The organism is Ruegeria sp. ABF4_144 (assembly GCF_056160045.1).
In genome coordinates this window covers 3,089,509-3,102,435 of record NZ_JBSWWK010000001.1, presented here as the reverse complement: position 1 = coordinate 3,102,435, position 12,927 = coordinate 3,089,509, and the positions used below count along the sequence as shown (strand labels likewise).

The 12,927-nt window shown below is 59.5% G+C and carries 14 protein-coding genes; 9 read left to right on the top strand and 5 right to left on the bottom strand.

Annotation, left to right across the window (positions count from 1 at the left end; translation table 11 throughout):
* The first annotated feature begins 109 nt into the window (after positions 1-109).
* From ACXAGD_RS15515 to ACXAGD_RS15490, 6 genes are all read left to right on the top strand, one after another.
* The gene (locus tag ACXAGD_RS15515; protein ID WP_475211767.1) at positions 110-883 is read left to right on the top strand and encodes a DUF1365 domain-containing protein; all 774 of its coding nucleotides are present in this window, start codon (positions 110-112) and stop codon (positions 881-883) included.
* An 87-nt stretch (positions 884-970) separates the two neighbouring features.
* Positions 971-1,288: a DUF3775 domain-containing protein gene (locus ACXAGD_RS15510; RefSeq protein ID WP_170408475.1), complete on the top strand. Its 318-nt coding sequence runs from the start codon at positions 971-973 to the stop codon at positions 1,286-1,288.
* Positions 1,289-1,387: 99 nt separating this feature from the next.
* Entirely contained in the window at positions 1,388-2,491 is a 1,104-nt protein-coding gene (locus ACXAGD_RS15505) for a tetratricopeptide repeat protein (protein ID WP_475211765.1), read from the top strand.
* A 107-nt stretch (positions 2,492-2,598) separates the two neighbouring features.
* Complete coding sequence (locus tag ACXAGD_RS15500; RefSeq protein WP_475211763.1) at positions 2,599-2,835, top strand: DUF1127 domain-containing protein; 237 nt, start codon at positions 2,599-2,601, stop codon at positions 2,833-2,835.
* A 38-nt stretch (positions 2,836-2,873) separates the two neighbouring features.
* Positions 2,874-3,074 (top strand): DUF1127 domain-containing protein, encoded by a 201-nt coding sequence (locus ACXAGD_RS15495; protein ID WP_475211761.1) that lies wholly within the window; start codon positions 2,874-2,876, stop codon positions 3,072-3,074.
* 142 nt (positions 3,075-3,216) lie between these two features.
* Positions 3,217-4,326, top strand: a complete 1,110-nt coding sequence (locus tag ACXAGD_RS15490; RefSeq protein WP_475211759.1) for a tetratricopeptide repeat protein — start codon at positions 3,217-3,219, stop codon at positions 4,324-4,326.
* A gap of 35 nt (positions 4,327-4,361) precedes the next feature.
* On the opposite strand, the gene ACXAGD_RS15485 is transcribed toward ACXAGD_RS15490, so the two are convergent.
* From ACXAGD_RS15485 to ACXAGD_RS15465, 5 genes are read right to left on the bottom strand one after another with little or no spacing between them, the layout of a single operon-like run.
* Positions 4,362-5,504 (bottom strand): saccharopine dehydrogenase family protein, encoded by a 1,143-nt coding sequence (locus ACXAGD_RS15485; RefSeq protein ID WP_475211757.1) that lies wholly within the window; start codon positions 5,502-5,504, stop codon positions 4,362-4,364.
* Between the two features lie 20 nt (positions 5,505-5,524).
* Entirely contained in the window at positions 5,525-5,773 is a 249-nt protein-coding gene (locus ACXAGD_RS15480; RefSeq protein ID WP_475211756.1) for a SemiSWEET family sugar transporter, read from the bottom strand.
* Between the two features lie 12 nt (positions 5,774-5,785).
* A complete protein-coding gene (locus ACXAGD_RS15475) occupies positions 5,786-6,832 on the bottom strand; it encodes a saccharopine dehydrogenase (RefSeq protein WP_475211755.1) in 1,047 nt (348 codons plus the stop codon).
* Positions 6,833-6,846: 14 nt separating this feature from the next.
* On the bottom strand, positions 6,847-7,461 hold the full coding sequence (locus ACXAGD_RS15470) for a glutathione S-transferase family protein (RefSeq protein WP_475211754.1): 615 nt from the start codon (positions 7,459-7,461) through the stop codon (positions 6,847-6,849).
* A 15-nt stretch (positions 7,462-7,476) separates the two neighbouring features.
* Positions 7,477-8,127 (bottom strand): histidine phosphatase family protein, encoded by a 651-nt coding sequence (locus tag ACXAGD_RS15465; RefSeq protein WP_475211753.1) that lies wholly within the window; start codon positions 8,125-8,127, stop codon positions 7,477-7,479.
* 346 nt (positions 8,128-8,473) lie between these two features.
* On the opposite strand from ACXAGD_RS15465, the gene gcvT reads away from it, so the two are divergent.
* The 3 genes from gcvT to gcvP all read left to right on the top strand — a co-directional run bounded on the left by gcvT (position 8,474) and on the right by gcvP (position 12,922).
* Positions 8,474-9,568 (top strand): glycine cleavage system aminomethyltransferase GcvT, encoded by a 1,095-nt coding sequence (gcvT, locus tag ACXAGD_RS15460; protein ID WP_475211752.1) that lies wholly within the window; start codon positions 8,474-8,476, stop codon positions 9,566-9,568.
* Positions 9,569-9,586: 18 nt separating this feature from the next.
* Complete coding sequence (gcvH, locus tag ACXAGD_RS15455) at positions 9,587-9,952, top strand: glycine cleavage system protein GcvH (protein WP_475211197.1); 366 nt, start codon at positions 9,587-9,589, stop codon at positions 9,950-9,952.
* A 114-nt stretch (positions 9,953-10,066) separates the two neighbouring features.
* Complete coding sequence (gene gcvP, locus ACXAGD_RS15450; RefSeq protein ID WP_475211199.1) at positions 10,067-12,922, top strand: aminomethyl-transferring glycine dehydrogenase; 2,856 nt, start codon at positions 10,067-10,069, stop codon at positions 12,920-12,922.
* The last annotated feature ends 5 nt before the right edge of the window (positions 12,923-12,927 follow it).

The following is a 12,927-nucleotide window of genomic DNA, read 5'->3' as shown; positions in this document are numbered from 1 at the left end:
TGTTTGCGGCTTTTAATCCGTATTGGGCTAACTTTCGTATACTCTGGTACAAGCGGACAAGGAAAAGAATGCCGTTTGAACGGTTTACAGGCAAAGCAAGGAATGCGGCGTGAACAGGATCGACCATATCGCGGGCCACACCTTTCACGGGCGAAAGGGGGATATTCAGAACGCCTTTCGCTATTCCGTCGACTATATTCTGCTGGATCCAGAAGGCGAACCGGAAACCCCGCTGCTGTTTTCCCTGAACCGGGCCAACGTGACCAATTGGCGAGACCGCGACCATGGCGGAGAGCCGGGGCAAGGCCGTGGCGCTGCTTGGCTGCGTGAGCAGTTCGACCAGATGGGTGTTACCCAACCGGCGCGGATCGCTTTGCTGACCCAGCCGCGCGTATTCGGTCATGTATTCAACCCGGTCAGCTTCTGGTTCTGTTTCGACGCTGAACAACAGCTTTTTGCAGTGGTGGCCGAGGTCACCAACACATTTGGCACGCGCCACAGCTATTTGTGTTACAATCCAAATTTCGCGCCGATCCAACCTTCGGACCGGATTGTGGCGGACAAGCTGATGCATGTCTCGCCGTTTCAAAAGATCGAAGGGATTTATACCTTCCGCTTTGACTATCGACCCGACCGGGTCGGCGTCTGGATCGACTACGGCCGCGAGGGCGGCGGGCTGATCGCGACGCTGACCGGGCCGCGCGCACCGCTTTCCGATGGTACGATCCTGTGGTCGCTGCTGCGCCGCCCGTTCGGTGCCCGTCGCGCGTTTGCCCTGATCCTGTGGCAGGCGCTGAAACTGTGGGTCAAAAAAGCCCGGTTCCGCCCGTTTCGCACTGCGCCTGTACCCGACCAACCGGTTTCCCGCATCCGCGAGCCATAAGGCCGCATTGTTTGCGTAAGATCAAAGACTCAGATCCCGCCGAGTGGTTGTGGTAGACTAGAAACCGCGAACACGAGGAGTTGGGACATGTTGGAAATCTCGGCAAGAAAAATCGCTCAGGTCGCCATGATGGGGCGTGAACTGGACCGCGCCGAGGGTGAACTGCGCGCCTTCATTGACCGTATGGGTGAGGACGAGCAGGCCGAACTGGTCGCCGTTATGTGGATAGGGCGCGAGAGCTTTTTCGCCGAGGATCTGGCCGAAGCAATTGCAACCGCCAAGTCCGAGGCCTCGACCCCTTGTGCCGACTATCTGATCGGCACGCCGCACCTGTCGGACCATCTGGAAAACGGTCTGGATGCGCTGGGTATTTCGGCCGAGGATGTGGAAAACGATTTGATGTAGACACAGTGCCCGCGATGATTGCGGGCATTGTTTTTAAGGCCGTTTACAAATTTGCACAGGTTTGATTCAGTCCAACCGAATATACTTTTGGTTGATTGAATGACTTCTGATATTTCTGCTGATCCCCCGAAACGCAAACTTACATTTGTCCGCGTGGCCATTGTTCTGGTCGTGTTGTGCATCGTGGCGCTGCCGATTTTTCGCAAGAAACATGACGCGCTGGTTGAAATCTGTAGCTCGGATAAAGGTGACGTACAGACCACCCTCGACGCCTGCGATCTGCTGTTGGACTGGGCCGTCTTTGACCCGGCTGAGCGGTCTATGGCCTATCGCAACAAGATGCGGCTTTACATGGAGTTGGAGGATTGGGAGGCCGCAAAGCGTGAAGCCGATCTGGCGATTGCAGCGGATCCCGAAAGCGAAGTGCCGCTGCAGTGGAAAGCACTAGTGTTGATGCGCACCAAGGGCTACGCCGACGCACTTGTGGCTATTGAGGCGGCGTTGGCACGCGCACCTGCTAGTGATTACTCGCTAGAAATGAAAGGGAAATTGCTTCGCGCGATGGGTGCGGACGACCAACTGCACGCCTATTTCGCGAAACTAGCAAAGACTTACCCCGATCGCAGATGGATTAAAAAGACGTGGGGAAGTCACCTAATTGAGGATAAGCTTTATTATCAACTGCTCGAAATGACGGTCGAAGGGATCAATCGCGATCCGCAGGATAACGGCCTCATTGGCTATTACTACGGGGCATGTCTTGGTCTTGGGCCTCACTGCCCGCCACTTTTTCCCGAACGGCGGGAAACCTATCCTGAACTCACATGCTCTGAAGCGATCAAGCGATTGGGTGAGCACTTTGACTATTACGGCGACAAACTGCGAGAGACTGGCTTGCAGACTGTAAGTGAGCTTTATGCTCAAGAAACAAGGTGGAGCAAATACGACATTCAGGCTCTCTACGCGGGTCAGATCGCAGTGTTGACGCAAAGCGATCCTATTGAAGCTTCCGAGGGCTTCATTTTAGCGAGCAAAGTGTTCGATTGCGTTTTCCCCGAAAAATATATCTATCCGCTCCGATATGTCGGCCCCGAGGGTGATGATGCGACGATGGTCTATGCGCATTTGTTTACTCCGCCACTGCGCCAAAATCTGCTTGATCTGGCGTATGTGTATCTGGACGCACCCAACAACGATCCCTGACCCAATACATTAACCCTTTTTAATCTATCCCTCTGGCTGCGTTAACGCGGGCTTCTTTTATCTGTTTCAGCAACGACGAATGCAATTCAGACTGAAAGGAGAAAGTCATGGGATACGCACAAACTGTAACTCCGCAGAAGGGGCTCTTCTTCGGTATGTTCTCGAATTACGCCGAAGCACGGGTCGAAAACTTCCGCCGTGGGATTTATGCCAAAACCGTCCGGTCGCTGGAAAACCTGACCGACCGACAGCTGGAAGACATTGGCATTCCGCGCTGCGACATCAACCGGCGCGCCTATGAAAGTGTCTACCACAAGAAGCCCTTTCGCCGCCCCGTGCAGTGATCCAGGCGCCGTGCCTAGCGTGAAAGATGGAGGAGAGGATGCTGGATTCAAAACTCACCTACGAACCGCCGGTAAGGGCCAGTTCCGTGTTGTTGTTCGACCGGGCCATGCGGCTGCAGGCGATCAAATCGGATATCGTTCGCGCCGCGCAGGATTTGAACCGACTGTCTGATCAGGATTTGGCCGAGCTGGGCATCAATCGCAGCGACGTCGAAGCGGTAATCGCGCAATACATCTAGGCTTGATGCCGACGTAAAGTGCGACTGAGAAAACTGGAAAGCCATCCCGCGAAACCGGGATGGCTTTTTGGTTTCTGTGTTGCTCTGGACATGGTGCAAGTCATGTGGCTAGGTCTGACGGAATACACTTTAGGTTGATTAAATGAATTCCGATTTTCCTGCCAAGCCACCTAAACGCAAATCGAAACTTGCTTGGATATTAACTGGGATTGTGCTGATCGCGACTGCAGGGGTTTGGGTTCTTGGGCGCGAGCATCAAAGGCTGAATGCGAGCTGCACCTACAAAGTTCTGGACCCGCAAGCGAAACTTGCCGCGTGCGATACGTTTTTGAAGTGGGCAGCTTACGCACCTTCGACCCGATCATTGTTCCACCGGCACAAGATGCGGGTGCACATGCAGCAGCAGGATTGGCACGCAGCGCACCGTGAGGCGGACCTAGCTGCTAAGGCTGATCCGGACAGCCCGGTTCCGTGGCAATGGAAAGCAAAGATCTTCTACGAAACTGGTGAATCGCAGTCTTCCTTGCAGGCGCTGAACACGTCTTTGGCACTCGACTCCGAGAATACCTATTCGTTGGAAAACAAGTACAAACTTCTGCTCGAATTAGAAGATTATGCGGCCATTGATGACATGGTATTTTCGGTATGGAACAGAGGTGACTCTGCGGTTTGGTTGCCGGAAGACCATCTTCAGAAAATCACCTGGAACCCGTCACGATTCCCCAAAAGCCAGACGGCCTTTCTCAAGAATACGCTAGAGGCCAGGGATGAGTTGGCTGGGAATCCGCGTGATCGAGAGCTTCAGTTCATGTTTTTCTTGCACTGCAGGCTACTTGCTGGGAACTGCCCGCCGCTGTTGCCTGACAAGCGTGCATCTTACCTACAACCGGTATGCGACGAAGTTATCGAAGACTTTGAACAAACGCACCCTAAGGTCATCAAGCGCGTGCTAGATGCCAGTGGCTATCCAACTTGGCGCGACCTCATTGCAAAGGATAGGCAAGCTGCAACAGTCGAAGTTCAGGCCATCTATTTATGGTTCGTTCTCGACTTTGTACCTGCCCCTTCGGCCGAGTTGTCTCGGATTATGATCGTGAATCACAGAATGTTCGAGTGTATCTCGGATGGAGAGTTTGTTTTTCCCGATCATGTTGAAGGGGGCGCAGTGAATGCGATGCGAGACGCCGAAACGCTGTTCAGCAAGGCGCTTAGAATGAACCTTCTGGACTTGGCTTATGTCTATGTGAACTGAGCGCCGACCGGCTTACACCGGTCGGCGCTATTGCATTAGAGCGTGTGATCAACCACTTGCAGGTGCTGGGCCAACTTGTCGATCTCAGCCATCCAGTCCTGTACCAGTTTCGGATCGCTGGGGGCGGCGTGAACGCCGGCGGGGATGGCGCGGTTCAGGACGGCCTCGACCGCCAGTGAGACCGGCACAGACACCAGACGTGCCATCGCAGTGCCACGGGCGTCGCCCCAGGCATCCATCACGTAAGTCTTGTTCCAGACCGGGATGCCGTCTTTTTCCGCCTTCAGACCCACACACAGAACCACGCGGTCCGGCTCGCCCTCGTCATAGGCGTTCTCGGCCCAGAACTGATCCGACATCTCTTTAAGGCGGGCGTCCCCTTCGGGCCCCGATAGGGTCTCGATCTCGGTGAACACGTCCGACCATGCATCGGCCCAGCCGTTCAGGCGCAGGGTGCCGCGGACGAATTCCTTGACCGGCCAGTGCTTTTCGAACTGGTACTCGGCCATGAAAGGGATCGAGTCTCGGTTCGGATAGACCTCGAAGCTCTCCGGTGTCGGCAGAGGTGCGATATAGCTGGTGATCGCGTCCCATGGGCGCGCGACGTCCAGCGGCGCGTAGTCGCGGATTGACTTCGAAGGAGAACGCAGCGCCTTGAGAACGCCCAAAGGCGACCAGCTGAACTTGTAGCGGAACGGGTTGGGATTCTTGGGGATGCCGCCGCAATACGAGATGAAGCTAAGGTGGTTTTCTGCATCGAACGCGTCTGAGGCGCGGTAGTCCGCGACCAGCGCATGCGCCATCAAGTGGTCGATCCCCGGATCCAGCCCGACCTCGTTGACCAGCGCGACTCCGGCCTCGCGCGCCTTTTCGTCCAGCGCGCGCATCTCGGGCGCGATGTAGGACGACGACACGAAGTTCGCCTCTTTCGAGATTGCAAGTTCCGCCAGCGGCACGTGCCAATCGCCCGGTAACATCGAGACGATCACGTCGCCCTTTTCCAGCACCGCGCCCAAGGCGTCGATATCAAAGGCGCGGATGTCGTCGGTCAGGTCGCCGATCTCGGCCTTGGCCTTTTCGATGGTCCGGTTCCAGACGGTGACCTTGTGGCCGCCTTCGATCAGGCGGCGCAGGCCAGGAATGGCCGACAGGCCGGTGCCACACCAGTGAATCGTCATTCGTACGCTCCTTTTGGTTTTCAACCAAATTTCAGTTTCGCGGTCACAATCGCACCGACAAGAAGGATCGATACCACATTGCCAAAAATCAGTGGCCAGGCCGCGATCATCAGCCCGTAGATCAGCCACAAGGTCAGTGTTGTCAGGATCAGCAGGTTTGCGGGCAGGGAAAGGTCTTTAGTCTCGCGCGTGCGCCAGGTTTTCAGGGTTTGGGGCAGCCAGCAGATTGTTCCGAGCACCGCTGCAGCCGTTCCGATCAGGTGTTCCATCAGAGGCCTCGCCTAGACATGTTTTTGGAACTCATCCCGAGCGCGCGCCCAGATGCCGCTGTCCAGATCGGTCAGGGTCAGCAGCGAGGGCAACAATTGTGTGGCATAGTCTTCCGAGCTTTCGACCGGCAGCATTGACGGCAGGTTGTCGATCGCCATCACGTCCATCACCGGATCAGTGGCCACGCGCAGGGCGGGAGCCTCCCAAGTGGTGGCGCGGTCATAGACGGGGACCGGGTTGTAATCGCTGTCCGGGTCGCAGGCTACGTCGCCGATGGCGGTCAGGTTTCGCGTTGCGGTCAGTGCCGCTTGCGGGACAAAGACCGGGGTGCCGGGGCGGGCAAAGATACAGTTCAGAAACAGGTCATGTTCCAGGATTTCCGGAAACGGCCCGCCGCTTGCGGTTTCGGCCATGTCCCATTTGGTGACGCTGACGCCCATCGCTTCGCAGAGGTCCGCAGCACCGGTGCCAACGCGGCCTAAGGCGCCAATGACGATGGCACGCGGTCGGTCGGCGCCGGTGGCGTCCAACTCGGCCAGCAGTTCAGCATTCAGCGCGTCCTTGCTGGGATAGACGCCCACTGGCGGGCATTCCTGATCCCGTTGCTGCGCCGCCCATGTCTTGAGCGTCACGGCAGCGCCGGCATAACCCGCCCAATAGCCAAAGGCGGCAACACGGCGGTCGTTTTCGTCGACCAGATATTCCAGATCGTACAGGGTGCCGCCGCCGGCCTTGAACCGCTCCAACAGCGCGCGGCCGGAATGCTGGCCCTTGTAGGCATGGCCGAACATGATGTGGCGGTGGGGCAGGGGCGTGCCATCCTCGGGCAATTCCTTGAGGCCGAAGATGATTGCATCATGCGGGGCCTGGGGCCAGGAGTTTTCTGCTACGATCTCGCAACCGGCATCCTTGTAGCCATCAATCGGAATGGCACGGACATGGCTTTCCTCGACCGTCACGCGGATGCCTGCGGCGATCAGGGCGGCAGCGCCTTCGGGAGTCAGCCCTACCCGTTCCTCGTTCGGGCGCTGTTCTGCCCGGACCCAGAGATGTGTCATTGTATTTCCTTTTGTCAGAGCATTCCGGCGGCGCGCACCGCCTGAACTGAAGGCCGCGCTTCCATCGCCTCACGGAATGCGACGATCTTGGGAAAGGCCGAAACGTCAACGCCGTCACCTTCCAGCCAGCTGCAGACCACATAGAGGTACGCATCGGCAAGCGAGAAAGCCTCGCCCAGCACAAACGGCCCGCGCAGGCCGTTCGACGAAATGTACTCGCAAGACGCGGTCATTGTCTGCGCGACCTTGTCTTTCATGTCTTTCCAGCTGGCTTTCTTGTCGGCCCAGCGGTGTCCGCGCATCTTGTGGGCGTGGTTCACGTGCATGGTCGAAGCAAGGTAGAACATCACCTCACGCATGCGCGCGGCCATGACCGGATCAACTGGTACGAGGCCTGCCTCGGGGGCTTTGGCCGCGATATACTCCAGCAGCGCGCCGGTTTCCGTTAGGATACCGCCATCCACCACCAGCGCCGGAACGCGACCCTTGGGGTTGATCTGCTTATAAGCCGGTTTTGTTTGCTCACCCCCGGCGAAGTCCAGCTTGACGGCTTCATACTCCAACCCCGCTTCTTCCAGCGCGATGGCAACAGCGACCGAGATCGTACGGGGGGCATAGTAAAGCTGCATCAGGAGCCTCCGAGGTTACAGGTGGGTCTGCGCGTATTGCCGATCGGGCGCTTCCAGATGCGGAATGGCGTTGAACAGGACCGGGCTCAGCTGCGGGCCGATCGGGTGCAGACGATGCATCGACGTGTTCATGATGGCAAGGGCCACCCGCGCCATCGAAGGGATATCCAGCCCCATCGCTTGCCGCACCACCATCGAAATCAGCCCGCCCGACGTTACGACGATCGCGGGCCCGCCCTCGGTTCCGATATCGCGCAGCGCGCCGGAAACGCGGGTCTCGAATTCCTCAAATGTCTCGGGCGTATCCTTGATCTCGCCATTGGCCCAGGCAGCAAAGGTACGGGGCAGGTGTTCTACAAAGCCTTCGCGGTCGGTCGGGACGACAACGCCGTGCTGTTCTTCGAACAGCTTGGCGATGGTAAAGTATTCGATCTCGTTCAGCCGGGGGTCGCGGGTCGGCTCGGCCAGCCCCATGCTGGCTGCGGTTTCGACATGGCGGGTCAGGGTGCCGCAATAGACGCGGGTATAGCTGGTTCGGGTAAATTGCAGATGCGCCCCCAGCCAGCGCGCCTGCTGGTGGCCCAGCTCGCTGAGCTTGTCATAGCTCTCTTCATCACGCGCATCGGTGTTGGCCTGGCCGTGGCGAACCAGTGTTATATGTGACATGGCGGTCCCTCTCAGGCGGAGTCTTAGGGCAGGATGCTGGCAGGTGCCAGAGGCGTTGCACGGAGGTCCGGCAAAAATCTCAGCGGCTTAGGGAGGCGGTCTGCGGGGCGGTCTGCATTTTCCGATTTTGATGTTGCGTAAGGGAAAAAAGTTTCCTATCAGAAACACGAATGCAGCATACAGGCGTATACCCTTTACCCGGCTTCAAGGTGGTCGACCCTGACACAGATCAAAGTTCCCTACCTGTTGACTTGTGAGAAAGTCGTGGGAAGCTGGGCAAAAAAGCTTTGGCGCAAGACGGATTTATGCGGCATTCAGAGACTATGACCTAAGAAAGGTTGGACCCATGACCGATATTAAGCGCACGCCTCTCCACTCCTTGCACGTTGAGTTGGGCGGTAAGATGGTTGATTTTGCGGGTTGGGAGATGCCTGTTCAGTATCCTTTGGGGATCATGGGGGAGCATAAGCAGTGTCGTGAGAAGGCGGCGGTGTTTGATGTGAGCCATATGGGTCAGGTGATCCTGCGGGGCGAGAATGTGGGCGAGAAGCTTGAGGTGCTCTGCCCGCAGGCCTATGCGACCTTGAAAGAGGGCAAGGCGCGGTACGGGTTCTTCACCAATCCGGAAGGCGGGATCATGGATGATCTGATCGTGTCGAACGCGGGGGATCATTATTTCGTCGTGGTGAACGCGGCGCTGCGGCATCAGGACATTCCGCATATGCAGGCCCATCTGGACGGCGTCGAAGTGACCGAGATCTTCGACCGCGCGCTGGTCGCTGTGCAGGGTCCCAAGGCCGAGGATGTGGTGGGCGAACTGTGCCCCGCGGCGCGCGAGCTGAAGTTCATGGAAACCACCGTGGCCGAGATCATGGGCACCGAGTGCCGCATCTCGCGGCTGGGCTATACCGGTGAGGACGGCTACGAGATCTCGATCCCCGAGGACAAGGCGATTGAGATCACCCGCGCGTTTCTGGCGCATGAGGATTGCGAACCGGCGGGTCTGGGCGCGCGCGACAGCCTGCGGCTGGAGGCCGGGCTGTGCCTTTATGGCAATGACATCGATCAGAGCACCTCGCCGATTGAGGCCTCATTGGGCTGGGCGATCCAGAAGCGCCGCAAGGAAGAGGGCGGCTTTCCGGGCGCCGAGCGTATCCAGCGCGAACTGGCCGACGGCCCCGCGCGCAAGCTGGTGGGCATCAAGCCCGAAGGCCGCGCCCCCGCGCGTCAGGGCGTCGAGGTGCAGTGCCTTGAAGGCAATACGATTGGCCAGATCACCTCGGGCAGTTTTGGCCCCACGGTCGGCGGGCCGGTGGCGATGGGCTATGTGGCTGCAGGCCATGCCGAACCGGGCGAGACGGTGAACCTGATCATCCGGGGCAAGGCGCAACCGGCGCAGATCGTGGCGCTGCCCTTCGTCAAACAGAATTACAAGCGTTGAAGTCAGGAGAGAGACACCATGGCAACCTATTATTCCGAAGAGCATGAATGGCTGACCGTTGAGGGCGACACCGCCACGCTGGGCATCACGGCGCATGCGGCCGAGCAGCTGGGCGAAGTGGTCTTTGTCGAACAGCAGGACGTGGGCGAGGAATTTGCCAAGGACGGTGAGATCGGCGTGATCGAATCCGTCAAGGCCGCGTCCGAGCTTTATGCGCCGGTCGATGGAGAGATCACCGAGGTCAACGAGACGCTGGCCGACAACCCCGGCGCGCTGAACGAAGACCCCGAGGGCAACGCGTGGATCTACAAGATCAAGATCGCGGACGCGTCGCAGCTGGAAGATCTGATGGACGAAGCGGGCTACAAGGCCTTTATCGGCTGAGCCTCTGCCGGGGTCCTGATCCGGGACCCCACCCGTTCGGGCCGACCCGGCCCGCTTTCTACCGGAGGTCCTCGCGGCCTCCGCCCGACCTGACTTATTCATAGGAGCGCTGCAATGGCCTTCAAACTGACCGACTACGAAGCCTATGACTTTGCCAATCGCCGCCATATCGGGCCCAGCCCGACCGAGATGCGCGACATGCTCAAGGTGATCGGCTTCAAGACGCTGGACGAACTGATCGACGCCACCGTTCCCCCCGCGATCCGCCAGAAGGAGCCGCTGGACTGGGGCCCGGCGATGACCGAGCGGGATGCGCTGTTCCATATGCGCGAGGTGGCCAGCAAGAACAAGGTTCTGACCTCGCTGATCGGTCAGGGCTATTACGGTACCACGACCCCGGCGCCAATCCTGCGCAACATTCTGGAAAACCCAGCCTGGTACACCGCCTATACGCCGTACCAGCCCGAGATCAGCCAGGGCCGTCTTGAGGCGCTGTTGAACTTCCAGACCATGGTCAGCGACCTGACCGGGCTGGACGTGGCCAACGCCTCGCTTCTGGACGAAGCCACTGCGGCGGCCGAAGCCATGGCGATGGCCAAGCGCGGCGGCCGGTCCAAGGCCAACAACGCGGCCTTCTTTGTCGACAAGAACTGCCACCCGCAGACCATCGCGGTGATCAAAACCCGGGCTGAGCCTCTGGGCATCGATGTGCAGGTGGGCGATCCCGACAGCCTGGACGCTGGTGCCGTCTTTGGCGCGATCTTCCAGTACCCCGGCACCCATGGCCATGTGCGCGACTACACCGCCGAGATCGCGGCGCTGCATGAGCACAAGGCGATTGCCATCGTCGCTGCCGACATCCTGTCACTGGCCCTGCTGAAGTCGCCCGGCGAGATGGGCGCGGATATTGCCATCGGCTCGACTCAGCGCTTTGGCGTTCCGATGGGCTATGGCGGCCCGCACGCCGCTTACATGGCGACCACCGACAAGCTGAAGCGCTCGATGCCGGGCCGGATCATCGGTGTCAGCATCGACAGCCGCGGCAACAAGGCCTACCGCCTGTCGCTGCAGACCCGCGAGCAGCATATCCGGCGCGAGAAAGCCAACTCGAACGTCTGCACCGCGCAGGCGCTGCTGGCGGTGATTGCCTCGATGTATGCCGTGTACCACGGCCCCGACGGCATCAAGGCCATCGCGCAATCGGTGCACCGCAAGACCTCGCGTCTGGCCGCCGGTTTGGAAGAGGCGGGCTTTACCGTCGAACCTGAGGTGTTCTTCGACACCATCACGGTCGAGGTTGGTCATCTGCAGAAAACGGTCATGGAGGCCGCCGTGGCGCGTGGCGTCAACCTGCGCAAGATCGGCGACACGAAAGTGGGCATCAGCCTGGATGAACAGACCCGTCCCGAGACCATCGAAGCTGTCTGGGGTGCCTTCGGCATCGACCGCACCGATGACAGCTCGAACAAGCAGTACCGCCTGCCGGATTACGCGCTGCGCGAGACGCCCTATCTGACTCATCCGATCTTCCATCAGAACCGGGCCGAGGCCGAGATCACCCGCTATATGCGTCGTCTGGCCGACCGTGACCTGGCGCTGGACCGGGCAATGATCCCGCTGGGGTCCTGCACCATGAAGCTGAACGCCACGATCGAGATGATCCCGGTCACCTGGCCCGAGTTCAGCAATCTGCACCCGTTCTGCCCCGAAGATCAGGCGCAGGGCTATCACGAGATGATTGCCGATCTGAACGACAAGCTGTGCCAGATCACCGGTTATGACGCGATCAGCCAGCAGCCCAACTCGGGTGCGCAGGGCGAATATGCGGGCCTGCTGACCATCCGCAACTATCACTTCGCCCGCGGCGAAGGGCACCGCAATGTCTGTCTGATCCCGACCTCGGCACACGGGACTAACCCGGCCTCGGCGCAGATGGTGGGCTGGCAGGTTGTACCGGTGCAGTCGGATGAGAACGGCAATATCGATCTGAATGACTTCCGCGCCAAGGCCGAGAAGCACAGCGATCATCTGGCCGGCTGCATGATCACCTACCCCTCCACCCATGGCGTGTTCGAGACCACCGTGCAGGAGGTCTGCCAGATCACCCATGACCACGGCGGTCAGGTCTATATCGACGGCGCCAACATGAACGCCATGGTCGGTCTGTCGCGTCCGGGTGACATTGGCGGCGACGTCAGCCACCTGAATCTGCACAAGACCTTCTGCATCCCGCATGGCGGTGGCGGCCCCGGCATGGGCCCGATCGGCGTCAAAGCGCATCTTGAGGAACACCTGCCCGGTCACCCGGAATACGGCACAGCCGTGGGCCCGGTCTCGGCGGCGCCGTTTGGGTCGCCCTCGATCCTGCCGGTCAGCTGGGCCTATGTGCTGCTGATGGGCGGCGCGGGTCTGACGCAGGCGACGAAAGTGGCGATCCTGAACGCCAACTACATCGCCGCGCGGTTGGCCGAGGCCTACCCGATCCTCTACACCTCCGAGTCCGGTCGTGTGGCGCATGAATGCATCCTCGACACCCGTCCGTTGGATGAGGCCGCTCATGTTACCGTCGACGACATCGCCAAGCGTCTGGTCGATTCAGGCTTCCACGCGCCCACCATGTCCTGGCCGGTGGCCGGGACCCTGATGGTCGAACCCACGGAATCGGAGCCCATGGCCGAGCTCGACCGCTTCTGCGACGCCATGCTGTCGATCCGCTCGGAAGCGCAGGACATCATCGACGGCAAGATCGACGCGGAAAACAACCCGCTGAAAAACGCGCCCCACACGGTGCGCGATCTGGTCGGCGACTGGGACCGCCCCTACACCCGCGAACAGGCCTGCTTCCCGCCGGGCTCCATGGGCGTCGATAAATACTGGTCCCCCGTCAACCGCGTCGACAACGCATACGGTGACCGAAACCTCGTCTGCACATGCCCACCAATGGACGCATACCAAGACGCAGCTGAGTAAGCGTT

What these genes read in the sequence shown, in the direction of transcription:
- ACXAGD_RS15510 (WP_170408475.1), top strand. Translation starts at nt 971, where the DNA reads ATGTTGGAAATCTCGGCAAGAAAAATCGCTCAGGTCGCCATGATGGGG.
- ACXAGD_RS15470 (WP_475211754.1), bottom strand. Translation starts at nt 7,461, where the DNA reads ATGCAGCTTTACTATGCCCCCCGTACGATCTCGGTCGCTGTTGCCATC.
- ACXAGD_RS15505 (WP_475211765.1), top strand. Translation starts at nt 1,388, where the DNA reads ATGACTTCTGATATTTCTGCTGATCCCCCGAAACGCAAACTTACATTT.
- ACXAGD_RS15485 (WP_475211757.1), bottom strand. Translation starts at nt 5,504, where the DNA reads ATGACGATTCACTGGTGTGGCACCGGCCTGTCGGCCATTCCTGGCCTG.
- ACXAGD_RS15475 (WP_475211755.1), bottom strand. Translation starts at nt 6,832, where the DNA reads ATGACACATCTCTGGGTCCGGGCAGAACAGCGCCCGAACGAGGAACGG.
- gcvH (WP_475211197.1), top strand. Translation starts at nt 9,587, where the DNA reads ATGGCAACCTATTATTCCGAAGAGCATGAATGGCTGACCGTTGAGGGC.
- ACXAGD_RS15500 (WP_475211763.1), top strand. Translation starts at nt 2,599, where the DNA reads ATGGGATACGCACAAACTGTAACTCCGCAGAAGGGGCTCTTCTTCGGT.
- ACXAGD_RS15465 (WP_475211753.1), bottom strand. Translation starts at nt 8,127, where the DNA reads ATGTCACATATAACACTGGTTCGCCACGGCCAGGCCAACACCGATGCG.
- ACXAGD_RS15490 (WP_475211759.1), top strand. Translation starts at nt 3,217, where the DNA reads ATGAATTCCGATTTTCCTGCCAAGCCACCTAAACGCAAATCGAAACTT.
- gcvT (WP_475211752.1), top strand. Translation starts at nt 8,474, where the DNA reads ATGACCGATATTAAGCGCACGCCTCTCCACTCCTTGCACGTTGAGTTG.
- ACXAGD_RS15480 (WP_475211756.1), bottom strand. Translation starts at nt 5,773, where the DNA reads ATGGAACACCTGATCGGAACGGCTGCAGCGGTGCTCGGAACAATCTGC.
- gcvP (WP_475211199.1), top strand. Translation starts at nt 10,067, where the DNA reads ATGGCCTTCAAACTGACCGACTACGAAGCCTATGACTTTGCCAATCGC.
- ACXAGD_RS15495 (WP_475211761.1), top strand. Translation starts at nt 2,874, where the DNA reads ATGCTGGATTCAAAACTCACCTACGAACCGCCGGTAAGGGCCAGTTCC.